The sequence below is a fragment of the Roseateles subflavus genome, from assembly GCF_030285365.1.
In the GTDB taxonomy this organism is placed as follows: Bacteria; Pseudomonadota; Gammaproteobacteria; order Burkholderiales; family Burkholderiaceae_C; genus Roseateles_B; species Roseateles_B subflavus.
Genome location: NZ_JASVDS010000004.1, coordinates 247,269 through 269,625, shown reverse-complemented (window position 1 = coordinate 269,625; position 22,357 = coordinate 247,269). Strand labels below are relative to the sequence as shown.

General features: G+C 65.6%; 20 protein-coding genes, 1 tRNA gene and 1 pseudogene. 10 read left to right on the top strand and 12 right to left on the bottom strand.

Translation table 11 applies throughout. The annotated features are described in order from the left end of the window. Window positions 1-43: 43 nt before the first annotated feature. Both nusA and rimP read right to left on the bottom strand, forming a co-directional pair. Window positions 44-1,522, bottom strand: a complete 1,479-nt coding sequence (nusA, locus tag QRD43_RS15570) for a transcription termination factor NusA (RefSeq protein WP_285983417.1) — start codon at window positions 1,520-1,522, stop codon at window positions 44-46. Between the two features lie 143 nt (window positions 1,523-1,665). Further along, a pseudogene (gene rimP / locus QRD43_RS15565) lies at window positions 1,666-2,148 on the bottom strand (ribosome maturation factor RimP); the annotation flags it as partial. A 470-nt stretch (window positions 2,149-2,618) separates the two neighbouring features. Between rimP and fabI the strand changes: the two are divergent. Continuing rightward, window positions 2,619-3,398, top strand: a complete 780-nt coding sequence (gene fabI / locus QRD43_RS15560) for an enoyl-ACP reductase FabI (RefSeq protein WP_285983416.1) — start codon at window positions 2,619-2,621, stop codon at window positions 3,396-3,398. A 401-nt stretch (window positions 3,399-3,799) separates the two neighbouring features. On the opposite strand, the gene QRD43_RS15555 is transcribed toward fabI, so the two are convergent. Next, a complete protein-coding gene (locus QRD43_RS15555) occupies window positions 3,800-6,058 on the bottom strand; it encodes an arginine/lysine/ornithine decarboxylase (protein WP_285983415.1) in 2,259 nt (752 codons plus the stop codon). Between the two features lie 164 nt (window positions 6,059-6,222). On the opposite strand from QRD43_RS15555, the gene QRD43_RS15550 reads away from it, so the two are divergent. From QRD43_RS15550 to QRD43_RS15540, 3 genes are all read left to right on the top strand, one after another. Then, entirely contained in the window at window positions 6,223-6,660 is a 438-nt protein-coding gene (locus QRD43_RS15550) for an NfeD family protein (protein ID WP_285983414.1), read from the top strand. 41 nt (window positions 6,661-6,701) lie between these two features. After that, window positions 6,702-7,613, top strand: coding sequence for an SPFH domain-containing protein (locus tag QRD43_RS15545; protein WP_285983413.1), 912 nt, complete (start codon window positions 6,702-6,704; stop codon window positions 7,611-7,613). A gap of 94 nt (window positions 7,614-7,707) precedes the next feature. Beyond that, window positions 7,708-7,798 (top strand) — tRNA-Ser (locus QRD43_RS15540). A 309-nt stretch (window positions 7,799-8,107) separates the two neighbouring features. Here the strand turns inward: QRD43_RS15540 and QRD43_RS15535 are convergent. Continuing rightward, window positions 8,108-9,289: a Shedu immune nuclease family protein gene (locus tag QRD43_RS15535; protein ID WP_285983412.1), complete on the bottom strand. Its 1,182-nt coding sequence runs from the start codon at window positions 9,287-9,289 to the stop codon at window positions 8,108-8,110. 356 nt (window positions 9,290-9,645) lie between these two features. On the opposite strand from QRD43_RS15535, the gene QRD43_RS15530 reads away from it, so the two are divergent. Further along, complete coding sequence (locus tag QRD43_RS15530; protein WP_285983411.1) at window positions 9,646-10,989, top strand: KAP family P-loop NTPase fold protein; 1,344 nt, start codon at window positions 9,646-9,648, stop codon at window positions 10,987-10,989. A gap of 142 nt (window positions 10,990-11,131) precedes the next feature. Here the strand turns inward: QRD43_RS15530 and QRD43_RS15525 are convergent, their stop codons facing one another. From QRD43_RS15525 to QRD43_RS15490, 8 genes are all read right to left on the bottom strand, one after another. Beyond that, window positions 11,132-11,956 carry a hypothetical protein gene (locus QRD43_RS15525; RefSeq protein WP_285983410.1) on the bottom strand — a complete coding sequence of 275 codons (825 nt, stop codon included), beginning with the start codon at window positions 11,954-11,956 and terminating at the stop codon, window positions 11,132-11,134. After that, window positions 11,940-12,197: a hypothetical protein gene (locus QRD43_RS15520; protein WP_285983409.1), complete on the bottom strand. Its 258-nt coding sequence runs from the start codon at window positions 12,195-12,197 to the stop codon at window positions 11,940-11,942. The genes QRD43_RS15525 and QRD43_RS15520 overlap by 17 nt, the downstream gene beginning before the upstream one ends. After that, window positions 12,188-12,442 (bottom strand): hypothetical protein, encoded by a 255-nt coding sequence (locus QRD43_RS15515; protein WP_285983408.1) that lies wholly within the window; start codon window positions 12,440-12,442, stop codon window positions 12,188-12,190. The genes QRD43_RS15520 and QRD43_RS15515 overlap by 10 nt, the downstream gene beginning before the upstream one ends. Further along, on the bottom strand, window positions 12,439-12,645 hold the full coding sequence (locus tag QRD43_RS15510) for a helix-turn-helix transcriptional regulator (protein WP_285983407.1): 207 nt from the start codon (window positions 12,643-12,645) through the stop codon (window positions 12,439-12,441). The genes QRD43_RS15515 and QRD43_RS15510 overlap by 4 nt, the downstream gene beginning before the upstream one ends. A gap of 72 nt (window positions 12,646-12,717) precedes the next feature. Beyond that, window positions 12,718-13,377 (bottom strand): hypothetical protein, encoded by a 660-nt coding sequence (locus QRD43_RS15505; protein WP_285983406.1) that lies wholly within the window; start codon window positions 13,375-13,377, stop codon window positions 12,718-12,720. Beyond that, window positions 13,374-14,603, bottom strand: coding sequence for a tyrosine-type recombinase/integrase (locus QRD43_RS15500; RefSeq protein ID WP_285983405.1), 1,230 nt, complete (start codon window positions 14,601-14,603; stop codon window positions 13,374-13,376). Before QRD43_RS15500 ends, QRD43_RS15505 begins: the two co-directional genes overlap by 4 nt. A gap of 357 nt (window positions 14,604-14,960) precedes the next feature. Continuing rightward, window positions 14,961-16,229, bottom strand: a complete 1,269-nt coding sequence (locus tag QRD43_RS15495; RefSeq protein WP_434063891.1) for a pyridoxal-dependent decarboxylase, exosortase A system-associated — start codon at window positions 16,227-16,229, stop codon at window positions 14,961-14,963. Window positions 16,230-16,256: 27 nt separating this feature from the next. After that, window positions 16,257-17,909 carry an acyl-CoA ligase (AMP-forming), exosortase A system-associated gene (locus QRD43_RS15490; RefSeq protein ID WP_285983404.1) on the bottom strand — a complete coding sequence of 551 codons (1,653 nt, stop codon included), beginning with the start codon at window positions 17,907-17,909 and terminating at the stop codon, window positions 16,257-16,259. Between the two features lie 226 nt (window positions 17,910-18,135). Here QRD43_RS15490 and QRD43_RS15485 point away from each other — a divergent pair, with 226 nt between their 5' ends. The 5 genes from QRD43_RS15485 to QRD43_RS15465 are packed head-to-tail and all read left to right on the top strand — an operon-like array spanning window position 18,136 to window position 22,348. Continuing rightward, a complete protein-coding gene (locus QRD43_RS15485) occupies window positions 18,136-18,369 on the top strand; it encodes an acyl carrier protein (RefSeq protein ID WP_434063890.1) in 234 nt (77 codons plus the stop codon). 19 nt (window positions 18,370-18,388) lie between these two features. Continuing rightward, a complete protein-coding gene (locus tag QRD43_RS15480) occupies window positions 18,389-19,234 on the top strand; it encodes a hydrolase 2, exosortase A system-associated (protein ID WP_285983402.1) in 846 nt (281 codons plus the stop codon). Beyond that, window positions 19,231-20,223 (top strand): hydrolase 1, exosortase A system-associated, encoded by a 993-nt coding sequence (locus QRD43_RS15475; protein WP_285983401.1) that lies wholly within the window; start codon window positions 19,231-19,233, stop codon window positions 20,221-20,223. Before QRD43_RS15480 ends, QRD43_RS15475 begins: the two co-directional genes overlap by 4 nt. Window positions 20,224-20,244: 21 nt before the next feature. Beyond that, the gene (locus tag QRD43_RS15470; RefSeq protein ID WP_285983400.1) at window positions 20,245-21,429 is read left to right on the top strand and encodes a hypothetical protein; all 1,185 of its coding nucleotides are present in this window, start codon (window positions 20,245-20,247) and stop codon (window positions 21,427-21,429) included. Continuing rightward, window positions 21,416-22,348 (top strand): AAC(3) family N-acetyltransferase, encoded by a 933-nt coding sequence (locus QRD43_RS15465; protein WP_285983399.1) that lies wholly within the window; start codon window positions 21,416-21,418, stop codon window positions 22,346-22,348. The genes QRD43_RS15470 and QRD43_RS15465 overlap by 14 nt, the downstream gene beginning before the upstream one ends. The last annotated feature ends 9 nt before the right edge of the window (window positions 22,349-22,357 follow it).

Here is a 22,357-nt window from a genome sequence, read left to right as displayed (position 1 = left end):
TCCTTCTGGGTAATCTCTGTGCGAATGGTTGCGTGCCTGCGGATCAGGCGTTGAACCAGTGTTCGCGGGCCTTCATGATCATGGCGCGGGCTTCCGCCTCGCCCATGCCGGCCAGTTCAACGAGTTCATCGACGGCCAGGTCGGCCAGGTCGTCGCGGGTATGGATGTTGCCGTCAGCGAGCTTGGCGATCAGGTCCGGCGTCATGCCTTCCAGATCGCGCAGATCTTGGGACACTTCCTCGACCTTTTCCTCGCGGGCAATTTCCATGGTCAGCAGCGCATCCTTGGCTCGGGTGCGCAACTCGTTGACCGTGTCCTCGTCGAAGGCCTCGATCTCCAGCATTTCCTGCATGGGCACATAGGCCACTTCTTCCAGGCTGGTGAACCCTTCGGCGATCAGGATCTCGGCCACTTCAAGATCCACGTCGAGCTTGTCGACGAAGAGCTTGCGGACCGTTTCCGACTCCTGAGCTTGCTTGGCGGCCGATTCCTCGGCCGTCATGATATTGATGCGCCAGCCCGTCAGCTCGGAAGCCAGGCGCACGTTCTGACCGCCGCGACCGATCGCGATGGCCAGGTTCTCCTCGTCCACGACCACATCCATGGCGTGGCGCTCTTCATCCACCACGATGGACTGAACGTTGGCCGGCGCCAGGGCGCCGATCACGAACTGGGCGGGGTCTTCCGACCACAGCACGATGTCCACGCGCTCGCCGGCGAGCTCGTTGGTCACGCCATTGACGCGCGAGCCACGCACGCCGACGCAGGTGCCGATCGGGTCGACGCGCTTGTCGTGCGACAGCACGGCGATCTTGGCGCGCGAGCCGGCGTCACGGGCGCAGCTCTTGATCTCCAGCAGGCCCTGCTCGATCTCGGGCACTTCCTGGGCGAACAGTTCCTTCATGAACTCGCCGCTCGAGCGCGACAGCATGATCTGCGGGCCACGCTGGGTGGGGTCCACGCCGAGGATCACGGCACGCACGCGGTCGCCGGTGCGCAGGTTTTCCTTGGGGATCATCTCGTTGCGGCGCAGGCGGGCTTCCACACGGCCGGACTCGGCAATGATGTCGCCCTTGTCCAGACGCTTGACGGTGCCGATGAAGATCTTCTCGCCACGCGAGAGGAAGTCGTTCAGCAGCTGCTCGCGCTCAGCGTCGCGGATCTTCTGCAGGATGACCTGCTTGGCGGCCTGCGCGCCGATGCGGCCGATGGGCACGGACTCGACGGGTTCCTCGATGTGGTCATCGATCTCGATGTCGGCGATCTGCTCCTGGGCTTCGAAGAGCAGGATCTCGGCGTCGGCGTTCTGCAGACCGGCCTCGTTGGGCACGACATGCCAGCGGCGGAAGGTCTCGTACTCGCCGGAGTCACGGTCGATGGCCACACGGATGTCGACCTCGCCGCCATACAACTTCTTGGTGGCCGAAGCCAGCGCCGCTTCCACGGCACCAAACACCACATCGCGCTCCACGCTCTTCTCGCGGGAGATGGCGTCCACCAGCATCAACAGTTCGCGGTTCATTGATCGAGACCTCCGTCAACCTTGTCATCCTGATCAGCAGTCTCCACAGACTGCCGGGCCTTGGCGTTGCTCTGCTTTTTCTTCGCAGGTTTCGCGGCCTTGGCCTTCATTGCTGCGGCCTGCCCGGGAGTGGCAGCGCCCTTGGGGGCGGCATTGCGCCCCTTGAATACGATGTCCGGCACCAGCTTGGCACTGCGCACCTCGTCGAGGGCGAAGTCCAGGGCCTGGTCGCCCTTGCCGTCGTTGAAGACCACGCGCCAGCCCTCGCCTTCGGCCGAGAGCTCACCGCGGTACTTCTTGCGACCCTGGAAGGCCTCGCGCAGGGTGATCTCCACCTGCATGCCGGCAAAACGCTGGTAGTCAGCGAGCTTGTTGAGCGGGCGGTCCACCCCCGGCGAGGACACCTCAAGCCGGGCATAGTCCGCCCCTTCCACCTCGAGCACGTACTGCAGCTGGCGCGTCACGCGCTCGCAGTCATCCACCGTGATCACTTCACCGGCCAGCGCCTGCTCAGGCAGCTTGTCGATGTAAACGCGCAGCAGGCCGCCGGCACTGCGCTCGCAGTCCACCAGCTCGTAACCCAGACCGGTCACGGTTTTTTCTACAGCAGCTTGCCAATTCGTCATGCGTTCGTCGTGTGCTCAGGTCTCTCGAGGAGAAAAACAGGGATCAAAAGCGCCTGAAGCTCTGCCGCACGGGCACGCCGACTCGGTTTTCACCAGGCCAGCGCGGGCTTCCCGCACCGCAGAGCACTCAAGCGGTCGCTCGACCAATGGCCCGCCCAAGACACCAGGCTGACCATCAATCAAACAAGAATTCAGAACAGAAGTTCCATCGCCAGATCAAGCAAAAAAAATGGGCTGGAAGAATCCGCCCACACTCAGCGCACTTCACCTTGCCCGCATCAATGACCCCGAAGCAAGCTCGAGCGCCTCTCTGCATAGCAAAAGCCAAATGCTTTCGTACATGCTTCACTTATTCAGCGAAGCCAGGATTGTACTATGCAAGGCCCATGCCCGCAAGAACCCGGCTTGCCCGCAAATCTGGGCGTGCGAGAATCCCGCGCTGATTTGAACATTGATACCAAGGAGCAGACATGGGATTTCTCGCCGGCAAGCGCCTGCTGATCACGGGCGTTCTTTCCAACCGGTCGATTGCCTATGGCATTGCCAAGGCCTGCCATCGCGAAGGCGCCGAGCTCGCCTTCAGCTATGTCGGCGAGCGATTCAAGGACCGCATCACCGAGTTCGCCGCCGAGTTCGACTCCACGCTGATCTTTGAATGTGACGTCTCCAGCGACGAGCAGATCGAGGGCCTCTTCACGCAGCTGGGCGAGGTCTGGCCGGAATTCGACGGCTTCGTGCACTCCATCGGCTTCGCCCCGCGTGAGGCCATTGCCGGCAACTTCCTCGACGGCCTGACCCGCGAGAATTTCCGCATCGCCCATGACATCTCGGCCTACAGCTTCCCGGCCATGGCCAAGGCTGCCGCCCCGCGCCTGCGCTCGGGCGCATCGCTGCTGACGCTGTCTTACCTGGGCGCCGACCGCTACGTGCCGAACTACAACACCATGGGTCTCGCCAAGGCCTCGCTGGAGTCCAGCGTGCGCTACCTGGCCTATGCCCTGGGCGATCGCAACGTGCGCGTCAACGGCATCTCCGCCGGCCCCATCAAGACCCTGGCCGCCTCCGGCATCAAGGACTTCGGCAAGCTCCTGACCCAGTTCGCCGCCACCACCCCGATCCGCCGCAACGTGACGATCGAGGACGTCGGCAACACCGCCGCCTTCCTCTTCTCCGACCTCGCGGCCGGCATCAGCTCGGAAGTGATCTACGTGGACGGCGGCTTTAGCCACGTGGCCCTGTCGGGGGAGTGACCCACCCCCTACGCGCTTCGCGCGCGCCCTCAAGGGGGCAAGCCCGAGGGCCCGGCAGAGCCGGATCCCCGGGCTTCGCTGGGGAAACAAAACGGGACCCGACTTCGGGTCCCGTTTTGTTTTTCAAGGCACGCGCTTCGGGGCCAACCTGACAACTGCATCGAAGTCGATGCCGGGCCATCAACGCATCGAGTTCCACCGCCACAAAACAAAACGGGACCATCAAGTCCCGTTTTGTTTTTCAGGCACGAAGCCCGAGGATTCGGCTTCGCCGAGCCCACGGGCTTGCCCCCTTGAGGGGGCTGAGATCGGACACAAACGCCTTGGCGTTTGTGCCTACCGAAGGGCCAGGCCTCTGGCCTGGCGCGGCCTGCAAGGCCTGCGAAGCGCGTAGGGGGTGGTCAGTTCTTCACGCAGTCGACGTAGTAGTGCGTCTTGCCGTTCTCGTCCTTCTCTGCCACCAGGCCGTGCACGTCGGTCGCGAAACCAGGGAACTTCACGTTGAACTCGCGGGTGAACTTGAGGTAGTCCACGATCTTCTTGTTGAAGCGCTCGCCCGGGATCAGCAGCGGAATGCCCGGCGGGTACGGGGTCAGCAGCGACGTGGTCACGCGCCCCTCGAGATCATCGATCGCCACCCGCTCCGTGCGACGGTGCGCAATGTGCGCGTAGGCGTCGCTCGGCTTCATGGCCGGCTCCAGGTCCGAGAGGTAGACCTCCGTCGTCAGGCGGGCGATGTCCCCGCGGGCATAGGCCTCGTGGATGCTCTGGCAGAGGTCGCGCAGGCCCATGCGCTCGTAGCGCGGATGGGCAGCACAGAACTCCGGCATGATGCGCCACAGCGGCGCATTGCGGTCGTAGTCGTCCTTGAACTGCTGCAGCGCGGTCAGCAGCGTGTTCCAGCGGCCCTTGGTGATGCCGATGGTGAACAGGATGAAGAAGGAGTACAGGCCCGTCTTCTCCACCACCACGCCGTGCTCGGCGAGGAACTTCGTGACGATGCTGGCCGGAATGCCGGTCTTGGCGAACTTGCCGCTCATGTCCAGCCCCGGCGTGATCACCGTGGACTTGATCGGGTCCAGCATGTTGAAGCCGGACGCCAGGTTGCCAAAGCCGTGCCACTTCTGGTTGGCCTTGAGCATCCAGTCCGCGGGCTTGCCGATGCCCTCGTCGACGAGCTTGTCCGGACCCCAGACCTTGAACCACCAGTCGGCGCCGTAGTCGGCCTCGACCTTGCGCATGGCACGGCGGAAGTCCAGCGCCTCGGCGATGCTCTCCTCCACCAGGGCCGGGCCGCCCGGGGCGTCCATCATGGCGGCCGCGACATCGCAGCTGGCAATGATCGAGTACTGCGGGCTCGTCGAGGTGTGCATCAGGTACGCCTCGTTGAACAGGTGCTTGTCCAGCTTGACGTTCTGCGCGTCCTGCACGAGCACCTGGGAGGCCTGGCTGATGCCGGCCAGCAGCTTGTGCGTGGACTGCGTGGCATAGACCATGGCCTCTTTCGGGCGCGCGCGGTTCTTGCCCATGGCGTGGTAGGAGCCATAGAACGTGTGGAAGGCCGCATGGGGCAGCCAGGCCTCGTCGAAATGCAGGGTGTCGATCCAGCCATCCAGCTTGGCCTTGATCGTCTCGGTGTTGTAGAGCACGCCGTCGTAGGTGCTCTGCGTCAGCGTCATGATGCGCGGCTTGACCTTCTTGGCATCCACGCCCTTGAGCAGCGGGTTCTTGGCGATCTTCTTGCGGATGTTCTCCGGCGCGAACTCGCTCTCCGGGATGGGGCCGATGATGCCGTAGTGGTTGCGCGTGGGCGTCATGAAGACGGGCACGGCGCCCGTCATGATGATGCTGTGCAGGATGCTCTTGTGGCAGTTGCGGTCCACGACCACCACATCGCCCGGCGCCACCGTGTGGTGCCAGACCATCTTGTTGGAGGTCGACGTGCCGTTGGTGACGAAGAAGCAGTGGTCCGCATTGAAGATGCGGGCGGCGTTCTTCTCGGACTCCGCCACCGGACCGGTGTGGTCCAGCAGCTGGCCCAGCTCCTCCACGGCATTGCAGACGTCGGCGCGCAGCATGTTCTCGCCGAAGAACTGGTGGAACATCTGGCCGACCGGGCTCTTCAGGAAGGCCACGCCGCCCGAGTGCCCCGGGCAGTGCCAGGAGTAGGAGCCGTCCTGCGCGTAGTCCATCAGCGCCTTGAAGAACGGGGGCGCCAGGCCGTCGAGGTAGCTCTTGGCCTCGCGGATGATGTGGCGGGCCACGAACTCCGGCGTGTCCTCGAACATGTGGATGAAGCCGTGGAGCTCGCGCAGGACATCGTTGGGCAGATGCTGCGAGGTGCGGGTCTCGCCGTAGACGTAGATGGGGATGTCCGCATTCTTGAAGCGGATCTCCTCGATGAACTTGCGCAGGTTCAGCACCGCCGGGTCCAGCTCGGGACCGGGGGTGAACTCCTCGTCGTCGATCGACAGGATGAAGGCGCTGGCCCGGCTCTGCTGCTGGGCGAACTGCGAGAGGTCACCGTAGCTGGTCACGCCCAGCACCTCGAAGCCTTCCTTCTGGATGGCATCAGCCAGGGCGCGGATGCCCAGACCCGAGGTGTTCTCGGAACGGTAGTCCTCGTCGATGATCACAATCGGGAAGCGAAAACGCAGCATGTCAGGGCCCTCCGGGCACACGGGCAAAAAATCAAAGGCGCGAAGTGTAGGGCTAGCAGCAGCCCGTGCAAGGTCCAATTTCGCTTTGTCGCACAAACAGAACGGCAAGCCGGCAAAAGCCGGGCGATACACTCAGTTCACATCATGAAATAAATGGAGGCGAGATGGGATTCCAAGCATCAACGTGGTGGTGGATCGCCACCGGCATCCTGGTGGCCACGGAGCTGTACACCGGCACGTTCTACCTCCTGATGCTGGCAGTCGGCACCGCTTGCGCAGCCCTTTCGGCCCATGCCGGGCTCGGCAGCGTGGGGCAGATGATCACGTCCGCGCTGGTGGGCGGCCTGGCCGTCACGCTGTGGCACCGGCGCCAGCTGGCCCAGCGCAGCCATGAACCCCTGGCGCCCGCCGGCCACAACCCCGACGTGCTGCTGGACATCGGCCAGCAGGTCCAGGTGGACGCCTGGCAGCCCGGCGGACAGGCCACCGTGCGCTACCGCGGCGCCAGCTGGCAGGCCCGCTACGCCGGCAGCGCCACCCCGCAGGCCGGCCCGCACACCATCCGCGGCGTCGAAGGCAGCACCCTGCTGCTCGACGCCTGAGCCCCCTCACCCACACAAGCAGACATTTCCAAGGAGGAGTCATGGAACTCATCGCGCTGGTGATCCTCATTGCCGCAGCCATCTTCGTCATCCAGTCCGTCAAGGTCGTGCCCCAGCAGAACGCCTGGGTGGTCGAGCGCCTGGGCAAGTACCACGCCACCCTCACCCCGGGCCTGAGCTTCCTGGTGCCCTTCGTGGACCGCCTGGCCTACCGCCACTCGCTGAAGGAGATCCCGCTGGACGTGCCCAGCCAGATCTGCATCACCAAGGACAACACCCAGCTCACCGTGGACGGCATCCTGTACTTCCAGGTGACGGATCCCATGCGTGCGAGCTACGGCTCCAGCAACTACATCATCGCCATCACCCAGCTGGCCCAGACCACCCTGCGCTCGGTGATCGGCCGCATGGAGCTGGACAAGACCTTCGAGGAGCGCGAGATCATCAACAGCGCCGTGGTGCAGGCCCTGGACGAGGCCGCGCTGAACTGGGGCGTCAAGGTGCTGCGCTACGAGATCAAGGACCTGACCCCGCCGGCCGAGATCCTGCGCGCCATGCAGGCCCAGATCACCGCCGAGCGTGACAAGCGCGCCCTGATCGCCGCCTCCGAGGGCCGCCGCCAGGAGCAGATCAACATCGCCACCGGCGAGCGCGAGGCCTCCATCGCTCGCTCCGAGGGTGAGAAGCAGGCCGAGATCAACAAGGCCGAGGGCGAGGCCGCCGCGATCCTGGCCGTGGCCGGCGCGAGCGCCGAAGCCATCCGGCAGATCGCCGCCGCCATCCAGTCCCCGGGCGGCGAGCAGGCCGTGCAGCTGAAGGTGGCCGAGAAGGCCGTCGAGGCCTATGCGCAGCTGGCCCAGAAGAACAACACCATGATCGTGCCCAACAACATGGGCGAGGTCTCCGGCCTGATCGGCACCGCGATGGCCCTCATCAAGGGCGGCAAGGCCTGACGCCGGCGCCCTCACCCGGACGCTTCAGATATTTTTCAAAAAAGTGCTGAACTTTCCTGGCACCCCAAAAAACTGCGCTATGATGGCGGGCTTCGGAGAGATGGATGAGTGGTTTAAGTCGCACGCCTGGAAAGCGTGTGTGGGTTAATAGCCCACCGCGGGTTCGAATCCCGCTCTCTCCGCCAAGTTGTACGTAGAAATGGGCCCTCTGGGCCCATTTTTCGTTTCTACCCATCATCCAGCCCAACAAAGGCCAAAGTGCTTGCGGTCGTGGGGCGACAGCCATGCGCCCACTTTGCGCGGTGGGCCTAAAACCGTTGCGGTTACTCTGACGTTTTCTTGCGTTCGCCACCTGCTTGGATGGCGCGCAGGCCCCCCCCTAGGTGTGCCCCGCGCGACCCTCAGCAACATGCACTTTTGGTGCCGCCAACTACGCCCTGTGTGCTATGGCTCTATGGCCCAGTGAGACGCAGCCTGGGCTCCCCAGGCTGCTATCACGCCTTGATGACAGGAAGGCTCGCAGACGCTCGGGCATCGACGATGAACTTGCTGCGCTCGTAAAGCTCGTCGAAGGTCAAGATCTCGATTCCCTCGATGCTGTTTCGATACATCTCGAACGAGCGGAGGCGGTCGGTGTGCACACCATGGTCAGTGACGAACTCGCTCAGCGACCCGGCGACAATGAAGGCTCGCGGCTTGAAGTTGAATACCTCTTCGCCTGTTGGAGCCCCGTCGGCGTCTGTGGGGCGTAGGAGCCCATAAAGGTTTCTCATAGCCTCGGCAACAGTACCCTGGACCTGCGCAACTGCACCGCTCAGTTCCTTAGAGGGCGCCCAGCACCCGGCGCGGTAGGGAGAGCTGTCCAAGAGGCTGGTTGCGTGAGTCTTGATCTCTACAAAGCAGAGCGAGTTGATGATCCCCCGCGACTTCATCAGGCCATCGGCTCTCTTGCCGTGATTGAGCAAATCATGCCCCTGGACAACTTGCTCAAGCTTCTTGTTTTCAAACCCTGTGACAAAGAAGTAGCTGAGGCCATAGCCGAAGATCCACTGGTTCTTCTCGAAGAACAGCTGCCATAGCGCCTCGTCGCCCCGGGCTTGCTTGGTCGCCTTCACCTGGTCGAAGTATTCGCGATCACTTAGGAGCCGTCCGAAGGTCTGGACCTGCTTCTTGCGATACCCCAAGGCCACTACATCTTCCTTGGTCAGGGCGGCCTCAATCGCCTCCGTGAACACCTCTTGGTTGTCATTGACCAAGGCTTCAGCTTGAGCCTTGGATAGCGTTAGCCTGCGGAGTTCAGCGTCCGAGATGTTGACCTTGCCGCTGTCCTTGAATTCGACAGCCGCAATGTCTTCGAAGAACGTCAAGAGTCTAGGAATCTCTGCACCCACAAACGAAAAGTGCGTGTTCTGTGGGCTGCCGGTGGTGCCGTTGAATGCTTGCAAGGTGACCACCGTTAAGCCTCGACTATCCTCCAGGAACTTGGCGATGATCTCCGTGCGGCCGGCTTCTGTGCGTCGCAGCACCACTTCCTTCTTAAGCTTTGCATAGTGGAGTCCCTCAGAATCAACCACCTTGGAAGCGATGCGGAGAGGACCTTGCTCTGTGGTCACGCGAGGGCTGATGTAGGTCTTGCCCGGCAGCTTGTTCTTGTGGATGTCGAAATCGTCCGGCATGTAGGTCCTCCTTGCATGGTGCTGCCCGTCTGCTCCATGCAGCTATAACGGCACAGATGACACAGCCGAGGATAGCGTAGAGGCGATTCTGTTTAGTTGGCAGGTTACTGAGGTGGGCTCTGCGGTGATTGCCATGCTAGGCGTTTTTGGAGAATCACGAGTCTTTTGAAGCATGGAAGGGCATCATTCTGCGGTTCGCCTTATAGCGCTACCTATAAGCTCGGTTTGGGGCACAGCCCAAAAAATTACTAATCAAGGGCTATGCCACTTGAGCGATCCTATAGGGGGTCCAAGGTCGGGTGGAGTCCAAAGATCGCCCAAACACCATAGCCAAATCCAGTTCATAGGGAGGATGAATGAATCAGATGGGCACCCAGCAACAGGCACCACTTTTCAGCCGCCAAGCAGATGAAGTCCCAACCAATCGTTTCCTGGGCGACCTGTTCGAGCGAGAAGCACTTGCCGAGCGCCTTTCCGGGCTGCTTGAGAGCCTCCCGAATGGTGCGGTAATTGCAATAGACGCCCCCTGGGGCGAAGGCAAGTCATGGTTCGCAAGACGCTGGCATGCAGTGCTGGAGGACAAAGGCTTCCGGTCTGTGCTGATCGATTGCTTCCAACAGGACTATGTGGGCGATCCTTTTGCACTTTTTGCCGGCGAGTTCCTGACGCTGGCCAAGAAAGGGAAGCCGGAAGTCAGAACCAAGCTGCTGGAGGCGGGAAAGAAGGTCGGGGCCTCATTGCTGCCTGCGGCGGCGAAGCTGGCGGTCAACACCCTGGGTCATCTGGCGGTCGGCAATTCCGCCCTGGGCGACGACATCGCCCAGGCGATCAAGAAAGCTGATGAAAAGGGAGCCGAGCAACTCGAGAAGCTCGTGGCGAAAGCCCTGGAGGAGCATGAGACGAACAAAAAGAGTGTTCAGGGATTCAGAGCCGCGCTTGCGAACCTCGCAGCAGAGGCGGAGAAGCCCGTTGTTATTTTCGTTGATGAACTTGACCGCTGCCGCCCAGACTTTGCAGTTCATGCCGTCGAGCGGATCAAGCACTTCTTTGACGTGCCCGGGATCATTTTTGTCTTACTCGTGAACCGCAAGCAACTCGCTGCCAGTGTGCGTGGGGTCTACGGCGATGGCGTTGACGCCGAGGCATACCTTGCCAAGTTTGTTCATTTATCCTTGACCCTGCCCAAGCGGCTGTCGTTGGAGCGAGGCAAGCCAAATGACAACACGCGCTTTGTGTCGGCAGAACTGCAGCGGTATGGATTTCAGCGAGACACGACTTCAGAGAACTTCTCCAGCGCATTGGGCCTTTGCGCTTCGTTGCTGAATATGTCTTTGCGAGACCTTGAGCGCGCAATTCCGCTCTTCTCGTTCGCTAGCCCCAAGGGCCAGCATGCGACGTTTGCCGCATGGCCAATTGCGCTCAAGATTGCACGACCAGAGCTGTACGACGGGATACTTGCAAACAAATCGAATGCACATGGCGAGGCGGCGCGCATGTGCGACGAGTTCCGTGCTCACTCGGATTTGGCACGTCATCTCTTCGGGTTCTTCGGGGGACTGCACAAGTGCGCCGCCACAGGATTCAAGACGCCATTAGAGGAGCAAGTCCCTGTGATACTCATGCAGTTGTCGCCAGGGGTTGAGCCCAGCCATTACTGCTTCTCGGTCTTCGATCAAGTCAACTTGACGATAGGGAGATGAGAACTAAGGGGATGCCGTCGGTACGCCGCACGCTCCCCCTTGTTGGTCTCGTTGGCGCAACCCCTTTTCGCCCTGCCCAGTCTCGCTCTGAAGGGATTGCGCGAACCAAGCTGATCTTCGATCAGCAGGCACCCAGCATAGGTCAAGAAGCAGTGAGTCGTTCCTTCCGCAGGATTTCGGCCACGAGAGCGATCTGCTTGGACAGGGCCTGCCGCGTCAGCTCCTCGCCTGACAACAGCGCCCAGAACTCCACCGCTCGGGTTGGACTCCGGCCGGCGAGCACGTAGGTTCTCCAGAGCAAGGCTCTGCGCGAGGCAACCTGGGCAGGGGTGACCCGTCCTGACTTGTCCGGGTGCCTGCGTGAGTGGCATTCCAGGCGCTCCCGAAGGCCCGCAAACTGCCGCGGCTCAAGGGCTCGCCTGCTCGCCCGCATGGCGTTAGTTTCCAGGGTCATCAGGTCTTGCCTTTGCTGGTCCGACAGGTCCAGGCCCGTGGCGCACCAGTGGGACACAGACCGGCGCGCTGCGATGAACAGAAACTGCCGGTGTGCGCAGTGGTGCCAACGAGCGCTTGCGGGTGGCTGGTTCAGCAGGTCGCGCCAGCCCCGGAACCTGGGGCGATGTTCTGGGTTCCGCCGGCAGAACCAGAGCAGGTCGGCCAGCAGCGTGATGAACTCGGCCTGGCGTGTTGCGTCATTCGCCGGCCAGCGGAGGCAGGGTGGCACCTCGCGCTTGTCCAGTTCCAGGTGCAAGGCCCACAGGGTCAGCGCGTCGGCAGTGCTCTCCAGTCTGATGATCAGGTCCCGCGTGGACTGCTCCCGCATGCAGGAGACCGCTTTGCCGAAGTGCTGAAGGTCGCAACTTCCACGTTTGGCAGCGATGAGCGCAGGCACCGAATGCACAACGCCCGGCTCGGCGCCGGGCGTTGTGTGGTCGGCCGCACTACACCGGTCAGCTGCCATCCGCATGGCCGGCGCCCAAGGACTGCCGGGCGTTGTCATGGATTGAGCCGTCCTCCGCATCGAAGCTGGAGCAGGGATAGACAACCGTGGCCCAGTTGTCTCCAGCCGCCGCGTGAACCAGGATGTCCTGGCCGGAGTAGTTCAGGACGTAGGTTGTGATGCGTCCAGGCCCGTTGAGCTGAGCCAGGATTTCCGACTGTTCCAGGGTGTCGGCGAGTTGTGAGAGGTCGATGTGATTCAGCTGCATGCGTAGGTCCTCCGGGCGTCGTTGTGGTTCTGTGCCTCGTCTTTCGGGTGGTCAAAGACCTCTTCCCGTTGGTCGCGAGCGTCTAGGTAGATGGCAGGTTCGGAAACCTCAATCGACTCCCAGAATTGAAGCGTGAGCAGAGCCTGGGCGATGACGGACTCCGGGGCCGCCTCGGGGCAAGCTGCGAGCGCCGCTGCGATTGCCTTGGCCTGCTCGGCGATGGTCTGCGAATGGCCGTGCTTCATTGCTCGACCCTCGGGCGGCTAGCGAGCCATGCGTCTACGTCGGCGGCCAGAAAGCCGATGGCCTGAACGCCAAGGCGGATGGGCGTGATGAATTGACCGGCCGCTCTGAGGCGATCCAGATGAGCCGGGCTGATGCCCAGCCGGTCGCATACATCACGTTTGCGCAGGACCAGCGTCGGGAATGTGGTTGCTTGAGTCTTCATTGAGCGCCTTGCTCCTGGTTGTTGAGAAGGCGCTAGTTTTCCGGCTCAAAATTCCAACGGTCGGCACCTAGTTCATTTGGATTTCTTGGGGCGCCCTGGCCTGCGAGATTCGAGGACCCCCCATTTGGCAAGTACAGCTCGAATCGTCTCCATTCGCTGATGCGCCAGAGTTGGATGCTTTCCTACCCGTGGGACTTCTAGATCAGCGTCGTAGCTCTGGGGCGGCTGGGCGAGCGCCCAGTAGGCGTCATAGGCCCGTCGAATTGCAGCACTCTCGTCGCAGCCATCCCCAACTGCCTCTGCAAAGGTGAGTGCGGCGGCCTCCTCTTTTGCAGGCCGCGTGACGGGGCGGGAAGGCTTTGCCATCCCTAGCACCTTCATCGCGGCTTGATTCTTGCCCACCCTGACCTGTTCAGCGCGCAGATGCTGGGCGATGAGCTTGAGCATGCTGGGCTTCAGGGCGTTGGCCTCGACATGCATCACTAGGGCGTCCAGCAAGGCTCCGGCCTGATCTTCGACAGATGCCCCGCCCTGTAGGTGCGTGGCATCTTCTGGATTGACAGTTGTCCCTTTGGAAAGCAACTCGGCCTGCATTTCGCTGGGCGGCAGCGGAGGAAACAGCACCTTGCCCGCGCGCAGTGCCAACAACTGCCTTTGAAACAGGCTGTCGACTCCGGAGGCTTCTGCGGCATCGAGCAAGTCGGTCGGCCGTCGAACTGTCTTCTGTTTCACCCTTCGCTCCGTAGAGGTTTGCCAGCTTCCAGTGCGGGTGCAGCGATGTAGTCCGCCCAGCTTTCCATCATTTCTCGTCGCCGTTCCAGCATGTCGCTACGCTGATACGCGGCTTCTACGGCACTGGTCAGCACGTGTGCCAATGCCTTCTCCGCCAGATCCCGGGGAAAGTTGGTCTTCTCGGCCGCCCAGTCGCGAAAGGTGCTGCGCAGCCCATGCGGCACGTAGTCCAGGCCCATCCGCCGCATGACGGCGGTCAGGGCCATGTCGGACAACTGGCCGCCTCTTGGGGCCGGAAAAACAAAGTCACTGCCCTCAACACGAGGGAGTGCCTTGAGAAGTGCAAGCGCGCGACCTGCCAGCGGCACCCGATGTTCAATCTTGGCCTTCATGCGCTCTGCAGGGATGACCCAGATCGCCCTTTCGAGGTCAATTTCGGCCCACGTGGCACCCCGGACCTCGCCGGACCGCGCAGCGGTAAGCATGGCGAACTCCAGCGCTCGGGCAGCCAGACCGTCACGTTCTTGCAGCGCCGCGCAGAAAGCCGGTGCATCGTCCACCGGCACCGCTGGGTGGTGCTCCACCTTGGCGACCTTTGTTGGCTTCGCCAGCAACTTGTCGAGGTGGCCACGCCACCGAGCGGGATTTTCGCCCGAGCGGAGGCCACGCGCCTTGGCCCAGTCCAGTACGTTCTCAATACGGCCGCGCAACCGGGAGGCAGTCTCGGTCTTGGTCGTCCAGATCGGCTCAAGCACTTGAAGAATATGAGCCTGCTCCACGTCGGCGACGTGCAACTTGCCCAGGACGGAGAAGGCGTAGGTTTCGAGGGTGGCCTTCCATTGGGCAGCGTGCTTGGTGTTGGTCCACTCCGCGGCTTTTGCGTTGATGAACGAGTGAGCCGCCTCCTCGAATGTGACAGCACTCACCTGGGCTGCCCGAAGCTGGCTCTGGGCCCGCTCGCGCTCCAGGATGGGATCGTGCCCTTGCTCGATCAGTTCCCGCGCCTGCCGGGCCTTGTCGCGAGCCTGCGCCAGAGTCACGCCTGGATAAGCACCAAGCCCCATATCGCGGCGCTTCATCCCCACCTTGACACGGAGTACCCAAGACCTCGAGCCTGAGGGGCTGATTTGGAGGCTGAGGCCGGGAACGCCGCCCACCGATACAAAGCCTGGCGCCTTGAGGCGGCTGACTTCCAGCGCGGAAAGCTCCTTTGCAATCTTCGGCATTTTCTCCTCCTCGCGCCTCTTTCAGCCCAACATTCAACCCAACATCATGGGTGCGCTTGGATGATAGCGGTTGATTGATGCTGAGGCGCCTACTCCGTCGTCCTCATAGGAGAATAATCATCGCAAATCCTTGATTGAGGACATCTGAGTCGTCCTGGAGTTCGACGGAGGCAGACGCTCTCTCCGCCACCCATTCGGTAGAAACGGGCCCCAGACGACAGTCGGGGCCCGTTTTTCTTTGGGGCGCTGCCCGGGCTGCCAAGCCAGCCACCGGGCCACCCGCGATTCGCCGTCAGCCCGCGCTGAACGGCAGCGCAGGGCGCCCGATCGTGCGGGCCCAGACCTCGCCGGCCCGGTTCACACCAGCACCTCCAGACAGCCCGGATGCCCCAGGAAACCCTGCGGGCTCGCGCTGGCCCCATAGGCACCGGACTGGTAGACCACCACCAGATCGCCTTCCTGCGCCGCCGGGAGGCTCATGCGCTCGGCCAGCAGGTCCAGCGGCGTGCACAGCGGGCCCACCACGTGGACGGACTCGGTGGCCGGCTCGTCCATGCGGTTGCCGATGGCCACGGGGTAGTTCTTGCGGATCACCTGCCCGAAGTTGCCGGAGGCGGCCAGGTGGTGGTGCAGCCCGCCGTCCGTCACGAGAAAGACCTGACCCCGCGAGACCTTGCGATCCAGCACCCGCGCCACGTAGAGACCGGCCTCGCCCACGAGATAGCGCCCCAGCTCCAGCACCAGATGCGCCTCGGGCATGTCCCGCCCTGCCCGCTCCTGCAGCTCGGCCAGGTTGGCGGCCACGGGGGCGAGGTCGAGCGGCTGCTCACCCGGGAAATAGGGAATGCCGAAGCCGCCGCCCAGGTTGAGGTGGCGTACCGGCGCGGGTGCATCGGCGGCCAGGCGCAGGGCCAGCTCATAGCTCAGGCGCTGCGCCTCGCCGATCGCCTCGGCGCGCAGGTTCTGCGAGCCGGCAAAGAGGTGGAAGCCCTCGAACTGCAGGCCCAGCCGCCCCATCTCGCCCAGCAGGCGCGGCACCTCCTCGGCATCCACCCCGAACTGCTTGGGGCCACCGCCCATGCGCATGCCGGAGCCCTTGAGCTCGAAGTCCGGATTGACCCGCACCGCCACGCGCGCCGGCCGCCCGAGCGCCTGCGAGGCCTGCGCCAGCAACGGCAGCTCCCGGAAGGACTCCACGTTGACGAGGACGCCCGCCTCGACAGCGGCACGCAGCTCCTCGGCCCGCTTGCCCGGACCGGCAAAGCTCATGTGCTGCGGATCCGCCCCCTGGGCCAGCGCCACACGCATCTCGCCCGCCGAGGCCACGTCGATGCCGTCCACCAGCCCCACCATGCAGGCCACCACGGCCGGCAGCGGGTTCGCCTTCATCGCGTAGTGGACCTGGATGCCCGCCGGCAAGGCCGCGCGCAGGGCCTGGCTGCGCTGCTGGAGCAGCGCGCGGTCGTAGACATAGAACGGCGTCTGCCCCAGCGACGCGGCCAGGGCGCGCAGCGGCTGTCCGGCCACGATCAGGTCCGGCCCCTCCGTGCGGAACTGCAGCATCGGCGCATGCACGGGCAAGGCCCGCGGCGCGGGTGGCGGGGTGACGGTGGTCGAGGCATCCATGGATCGTCGGCAGAACGGGACAGTGGGTCAGGCGGCGGCCGACAGCGCCTGCTGCTGCAGCAGCTTGCGGTCGATCTTGCCATTGGGATTGCGCGGCAGCGGCCCGGGCACGGGGCACAGGCGGGCGGGCACCATGTAGGCGGGCATGTGCCGGCGGCAGAAGGCCAGCAGGCCGGCGTCATCGGCCTCAGCCCCCGCCGGCGGGCTGAACACCACCTCGATGCGCTGCCCCAGCTGTTCGTGGGGCAGCCCGTAGGCGGCGCATTCGCCGACCAGGCCGGAGCGGTAGAGGAGCTCTTCCACCTCGACGGGGCTGACGCGGTAGCCCGAGGTCTTGATCATCTCGTCGCGCCGGCCGATGAAGTAGAGAAAGCCCTCGGCGTCGCGCCGCACGGTGTCGCCCGAGAACACGGCGTACTCGGGCAGCTGCAGGCCGGTCTCGCGGCCGCCCACGCCCGCGGGCAGGGGCTTGTAGCGCTCGGCGGTCTTCTCGGGGTCATTCCAGTAGCCCAGGCCGACCAGCGGCCCGCGGTGCACCAGCTCGCCCGGCTCTTCGGCGTCGCACAGGCTGCCGTCGTCGCGCAGCACCAGGATTTCCGCGTTGGGGATGGCCCGGCCGATGGAGTCCGGCCGGCGATCCACTTCCTGCGGCGGCAGGTAGGTGGACCGAAAGGCCTCGGTGAGCCCGTACATCAGGAAGGGCGCGGCCTGCGGCAGCCGTTCGCGCAGGCGGTCCAGCGTCTCCCGGGGCATGCGGCCGCCCGTGTTGGCGAAGTAGCGCAGGCTGCGGCCGGCGCCCTCGGGCCAGGCGAGCTGCGTGAGCTGGATGTACAGCGGCGGCACCGCCGTCAGCCCGGTGACGCCCTCGCGATCGAGTGCCTTGAGCACGTCGCGCGGCATCAGGTAGTTCAGCAGGACCACCTTCGCCCCGACCAGAAAGGCCGTGGTGAGCTGGCTGAAGCCGGCGTCGAAGGACAGCGGCAGCGCCGCCAGCAGCACGTCGCCCGGATGATTGCCCAGGTACTGCGCCACGCTCTGGGCGCCCAGCACGAGGTTGCGGTGGGACAGCACCACGCCCTTGGGGCGGCCCGTGCTGCCGGAGGTGTAGAGGATGGCCGCCATGTCGATGTCCAGCACCGGGGCGGGGCCGGCCAGCGCGGGCGCGGCCTCGACCTCGGTCCAGGCGTGCAGCGGCAGCGAGGCGGGAAACGCCAGCCCGGCGGGGGCGTCGTCCACGAGCAGCACGCGCCGCAGTGCCGGGCAGTCGGGCAGCACCTCAGCCAGCGACTGCAGCCGGGCGCCGGCCGTGACAAGCACCGCGACGTCGCAGTCCCGCAGGATGTGAGCTACCTGGTCCGCCTTGAGCACCGGGTTCACGGGCACGAAGACCGCCCCGGCGTCGCCGGCGCCGAAGCAGCTGACGACGAACTCCCGACGCTTGTCTAGGTAGACCGCCACACGCTCGCCCCGCGCCACGCCCACGCTTGCCAGCCACCCCGCCATCCGGCGCAGGTCGCCCGACAGCGGGGCATAGGCCACGCTCCCCCCCTCGCCGCCCAGCGCCAGCGCCTGCGGACGCAGACGGGCCTGGCGGTGCACCAGATCGCCCAGCAGGCGCACCGGCGGCAGGGCCGGATCGTCGGGGAATCCCAGGGAGGCGGGGGCAGCGGTCTCTTGCATGGCGGCGATTGTCACTGACTTGCCACCGCCCTGTCCCCGACTCGGGGGGGCCGGGGTCCGGCGCTCGGGCCGGCCGCCGCGCCCCTCCCTCGGGATGAGGGGAGGGATGCGCCGGTTCAACCCCGGGCCCCGGGTAAGATTCGGCCGCTTTCCCATGGCGCCCGACCTCACGCCGGCGCCCTTTTCCTTTTCCTTTTCCGGTCGTCCCATGTCTTCTGCTTCGCAAGTGCTCCGCCTTCTCGACGAAACGCTCGGCCTCCAGGGCCGCGCCGCGCAGTTCGATGCGCAAACGCCGCTGCTGGGCGCACTGGTGGAGCTGGACTCCATGGCTGTCGTGAGCCTGATCACGGCCCTGGAAGAGCAGCTGGGCATCACCATCGGGGACGACGAGATCGACGGCCAGACCTTCTCGACGGTCGGCGCCCTGACCCGCTTCGTCGACGCCAAGCTGGCGGCCTGAAGCCACCCCCCGCACGACCATGGACGCCGCCACAGCCTTCTTCCTGGAAAGCCGTGACGGCAGCCTGCGCTACCTGAACCTCTTCAAGCCCGCGCCCGGCGTGCCCGGCCGCGGGCTGGTGCTGCTCGTGCCGCCCTGGCTGGAGGAGCTCAACCGCAGCCGACGCATGCTGGCGGTCGGGTCCGACGCCCTGCGCCAGGCCGGCTTCACGGTGCTGTGGCCCGATCTCTTCGGCTGCGGCGACAGCGCCGGCGACCATGGCGAAGCCCGCTGGGACACCTGGCTGTCCGACCTGGACCTGGCCCTGGAGCGCCTGCGCCAGGAAGGCGAGCCCGACAGCCCGCTGTGGCTGTGGGGCCTGCGCAGTGGCGCCCTGCTGGCCAGCGATTTCGCCCGCCGCCGCGAGCTCGCCTGCCACTGGCTGCTGTGGCAGCCGCAGGTGAGCGGCGAGCAGGTGCTGCAGCAGTTCCTGCGCCTGCGCCTGGCGGCCGACATGTCGCGCAGCACCCGCTCCTTCACCGACACCGCCGCCATGCGCCGCGCCCTGCAATCGGGCCAGGCCATCCATGCGGCGGGCTACACCGTCCACCCCCAGCTGGCCCTGCCGCTGGCGGCCGCACAGCTCCTGCCGCCTCGCGGCGTGGCCGGCGCCCGCCTCGTCTGGTGCGAGATGGCCAGCGCCGCCACCCAGACCCTCGGCCCGGCGAGCCGCCAGCATCTCGAGACCTGGCGTGCCGCCGGCTGTCAGCTCAGCACCGTCTGCACCCAGGGCCCCCAGTTCTGGGCCAGCCCGGAGGTCACGGTCGGACGCGGCCTCATCGACGGCACCCTGCGCAGCCTGTGCGCCGAGGAGGCCTTCGCATGAGCGCGGGCCTGGACACCCTCGCGAACCGCATCGAAGGCCCCGGTGAGAGGCCTGGCGAGATGCTTGGAGAGACGCCCGGCGAGAGGCCCGGTGGCCCCCGCATGACCGAGCAGATCTGTCCCGTGCCCTGCGCCGGCCTCACGCTGCCGGGCATCCTGAGCCTGCCGCTGGCGGCCACGCCGCGCGTGGGCGTGGTCATCGTGGTGGGCGGACCGCAGTACCGCGTCGGGGCGCACCGCTTCTTCGTGAGCCTGGCCCGCCAGCTGGCCGGACAGGGGGCCGCCGTGCTGCGCTTCGACCACCGCGGCATGGGCGATGCCCCTGGCGAGGGGGCCGGCTTCGAGCACCTCGATCCCGAGCTCGATGCCGCCATCGCCGCGCTTCAGCAGGCCTGCCCCGGCGTCGAGCACGTGCTGTTGTGGGGCCTGTGCGATGGCGCCTCGGCCGCCCTGCTGCATGCCCGGCGCGGCGGCGCGCCCATCGCCGGGCTGCTGCTGGCCAATCCGTGGGTCCGCAGCGCCCAGAGCCTGGCGCAGGCCCGCACCCGGTACTACTACCCGGCCCGGCTGGCGAGTGGCGACTTCTGGCGGCGCCTGTTCAGCGGCCGCGTGCGCTGGAGCAGCCTGCGCTCGGCCCTCGGCGCGGTCAGCCGCAGCCTTGGCAGCGCCGAGCCGGCCGTCGATTTCCGCGCCGGCATGCGCGAAGGGCTCGCCCAGGCCCTCGCCCGCCAGACCCGCGTGAGCTGCCTGCTGTCCGGGGCGGACCTGACCGCCCAGGAGTTCACCGAGACCCTGCGCGAGCCCGCCTGGGCCGCGCTCGCCCAGCGGCCCGGCTTCAGCGTGCAGACGCTGGAGGGCGCCGACCACACGTTTTCCGATCCGGAGCACCGGGCCGCCGCGCTGCGCCTGAGCACCCAGTGGCTGCAGGACTTCCTGGCCCCGGGCGCCCTCGCCGGCACAGCCCCGATCTCCGATCCAGCCAATACCTGAATCCAGAGGGAGTGACACCGCATGTTGAACGCAGCCAAACAGGTTCTTCGCAACTGGCGTGAGCAGGCCAGCCTGCCCGCCGAGGCCAAGGCCGAAGCCGCCAGGGACGCGCGCGGCCTGCCGGCGCAGGACCCGGGCATCGACGCCGCCGTGAAGGCCGCGCTGCAGTGGCTCAAGCGCGCACAGGACCAGTCGGCCTCGAAGGACGGCGGCGTGGCCCGCGACTTCAGCCTCAAGACCGGCTGGGCCGTCTCCTACCCCGAGACCACCGGCTACATCGTCTCCACGATGATCGACTGCGGCCAGCGCTTCCAGGACCCGGACTCCCTGGACCGCGCGCGCCGCATGCTGGACTGGCTCGTGTCCATCCAGTTCCCGGAAGGCGGCTTCATGGGCGGCAAGATCAATGCCACGCCGCGCGTCCCCGTCACCTTCAACACCGGGCAGATCCTGATCGGCCTGGCCTCGGGCGTGGGCGCCTTCGGCGAGCCCTACCTGGCCCCGATGAACCAGGCCGCCGCCTTCCTGCGGGACTCGCTGGATGCCGACGGCTGCTGGCGCAAGCACGCCACGCCCTTCGCCGAGCGCGGTGACAAGACCTACGAGACGCACGTCTCCTGGGGCCTGTTCGAGGCCGCCCGCCATGTGGCCGACCAGGGCTACGCCGAGGCGGCCATGCGCCAGGTCGAATGGGCCTTCACACAGCAGCAGGCCAATGGCTGGCTCGCCAACTGCTGCCTCAACAAGCCGGCCACCCCGCTCACCCACACCCTGGGCTACGCCCTGCGCGGCTTCATGGAAGCCCACCGCTTCACGCAGGACGAGACGGTGCTGCGCCGCGCCATCAAGACGGCCGACGGCCTCATGACGGCCCTGCGCCCGGACGGCTTCATCCCCGGCCGACTCAACCCCGACTGGTCCGCCGCGGTGCAGTGGTCCTGCCTGACCGGTGAGGTCCAGATCGCCCACAGCTGGCTGATGCTCTTCGAGCTGACCGGCGACCGCAAGTACCGCGACGCGGCACGGCTGGCCAACCGCTACGTGCGCCGGGCCATCGCCATCGACGGCCCCGTGGACCAGCGCGGCGGCGTGAAGGGCTCGTTCCCGGTGGACGGCGACTACGGCCAGTGGGAATACCTCAACTGGGCCGCCAAGTTCATGATCGACTCGAACCTCCTGGAGCAGGACATCGATGGCCGCGCCTGACCTCAAGGAACGCCTCAAGGCGCCGCTGCGGCGCCTGGTGAACGCCTGGCGGGCCCGTCGGCGCAGCGCCGAACTCAAGGCCGAGCAGCCCCACACCAGCAAGGCCGAGATCGTCGCCGGCCTGCGCGCCATGGGCATCGTTCCGGGCGACACGGTGATGCTGCATTCCTCGCTCAAGAGCCTGGGCTACGTCGAGGGCGGCCCCACGGCCGTGCTGGAGGCGATCCACGAGGCCATCAGCCCCGGCGGCACGCTGGTCGTGCCGACCTACTACCTGCCGGGCGGCACCATCTACGCCACCTGCCAGATGCAGGGCTATGTGTTCGACCCGCGCGAGCACGGCTCCAATCTGGGCGCCCTGCCCGCCGCCTTCCTCAAGATGCCCGGCATCCGCCGCAGCATCCACCCGACGCACTCGGTCTCGGCCCTGGGCCCGCTGGCGCAGGACATCGTGGGCCAGCACCACCTGGCGCCCTCGGTCTGCGGCCGGCTGTCGCCCTGGGAACGCTGCGTGCACCACAAGGCCAAGATTCTCGGCCTCGGGATCAGCATGGGTCCGGTGACCTTCTATCACCTCATCGAGGACCTCATGGACGAGCGCTTCCCGCTGCCCGTGCGCATGAAGGAGACGTTCCGGATGCCCTGCAAGGACTGGGACGGCCGCGACATCCAGGTGCCCGTGCGCCCGCTGGACCCGGCCTTCCAGGGGCAGCGCATCGACCACAAGTCCCGGGGGGACCTGCGCCAGCACTTCTATGACCGCTACCAGGCCGCCGGCATCCTGCACGCCGGCCAGGTGGGCCCGGCGCGCTCCTGGTGGATCCGCGCCGACGAGTTCCACCGTCACCTGGAGCAGGACGCGATGCACGGTCTCACCATCTACACCACGCCCGAGGAGCTGTCGCGTCTGCGGGCCTGAGGCCCCGCG

Bases quoted from the DNA above. Each gene is read 5' to 3' on its own strand.
- nusA (WP_285983417.1), bottom strand. From the start codon at position 1,522: ATGAACCGCGAACTGTTGATGCTGGTGGACGCCATCTCCCGCGAGAAG.
- fabI (WP_285983416.1), top strand. From the start codon at position 2,619: ATGGGATTTCTCGCCGGCAAGCGCCTGCTGATCACGGGCGTTCTTTCC.
- QRD43_RS15555 (WP_285983415.1), bottom strand. From the start codon at position 6,058: ATGCTGCGTTTTCGCTTCCCGATTGTGATCATCGACGAGGACTACCGT.
- QRD43_RS15550 (WP_285983414.1), top strand. From the start codon at position 6,223: ATGGGATTCCAAGCATCAACGTGGTGGTGGATCGCCACCGGCATCCTG.
- QRD43_RS15545 (WP_285983413.1), top strand. From the start codon at position 6,702: ATGGAACTCATCGCGCTGGTGATCCTCATTGCCGCAGCCATCTTCGTC.
- QRD43_RS15535 (WP_285983412.1), bottom strand. From the start codon at position 9,289: ATGCCGGACGATTTCGACATCCACAAGAACAAGCTGCCGGGCAAGACC.
- QRD43_RS15530 (WP_285983411.1), top strand. From the start codon at position 9,646: ATGAATCAGATGGGCACCCAGCAACAGGCACCACTTTTCAGCCGCCAA.
- QRD43_RS15525 (WP_285983410.1), bottom strand. From the start codon at position 11,956: ATGCGGATGGCAGCTGACCGGTGTAGTGCGGCCGACCACACAACGCCC.
- QRD43_RS15520 (WP_285983409.1), bottom strand. From the start codon at position 12,197: ATGCAGCTGAATCACATCGACCTCTCACAACTCGCCGACACCCTGGAA.
- QRD43_RS15515 (WP_285983408.1), bottom strand. From the start codon at position 12,442: ATGAAGCACGGCCATTCGCAGACCATCGCCGAGCAGGCCAAGGCAATC.
- QRD43_RS15510 (WP_285983407.1), bottom strand. From the start codon at position 12,645: ATGAAGACTCAAGCAACCACATTCCCGACGCTGGTCCTGCGCAAACGT.
- QRD43_RS15500 (WP_285983405.1), bottom strand. From the start codon at position 14,603: ATGCCGAAGATTGCAAAGGAGCTTTCCGCGCTGGAAGTCAGCCGCCTC.
- QRD43_RS15495 (WP_434063891.1), bottom strand. From the start codon at position 16,229: ATGGATGCCTCGACCACCGTCACCCCGCCACCCGCGCCGCGGGCCTTG.
- QRD43_RS15490 (WP_285983404.1), bottom strand. From the start codon at position 17,909: ATGCAAGAGACCGCTGCCCCCGCCTCCCTGGGATTCCCCGACGATCCG.
- QRD43_RS15480 (WP_285983402.1), top strand. From the start codon at position 18,389: ATGGACGCCGCCACAGCCTTCTTCCTGGAAAGCCGTGACGGCAGCCTG.
- QRD43_RS15475 (WP_285983401.1), top strand. From the start codon at position 19,231: ATGAGCGCGGGCCTGGACACCCTCGCGAACCGCATCGAAGGCCCCGGT.
- QRD43_RS15470 (WP_285983400.1), top strand. From the start codon at position 20,245: ATGTTGAACGCAGCCAAACAGGTTCTTCGCAACTGGCGTGAGCAGGCC.
- QRD43_RS15465 (WP_285983399.1), top strand. From the start codon at position 21,416: ATGGCCGCGCCTGACCTCAAGGAACGCCTCAAGGCGCCGCTGCGGCGC.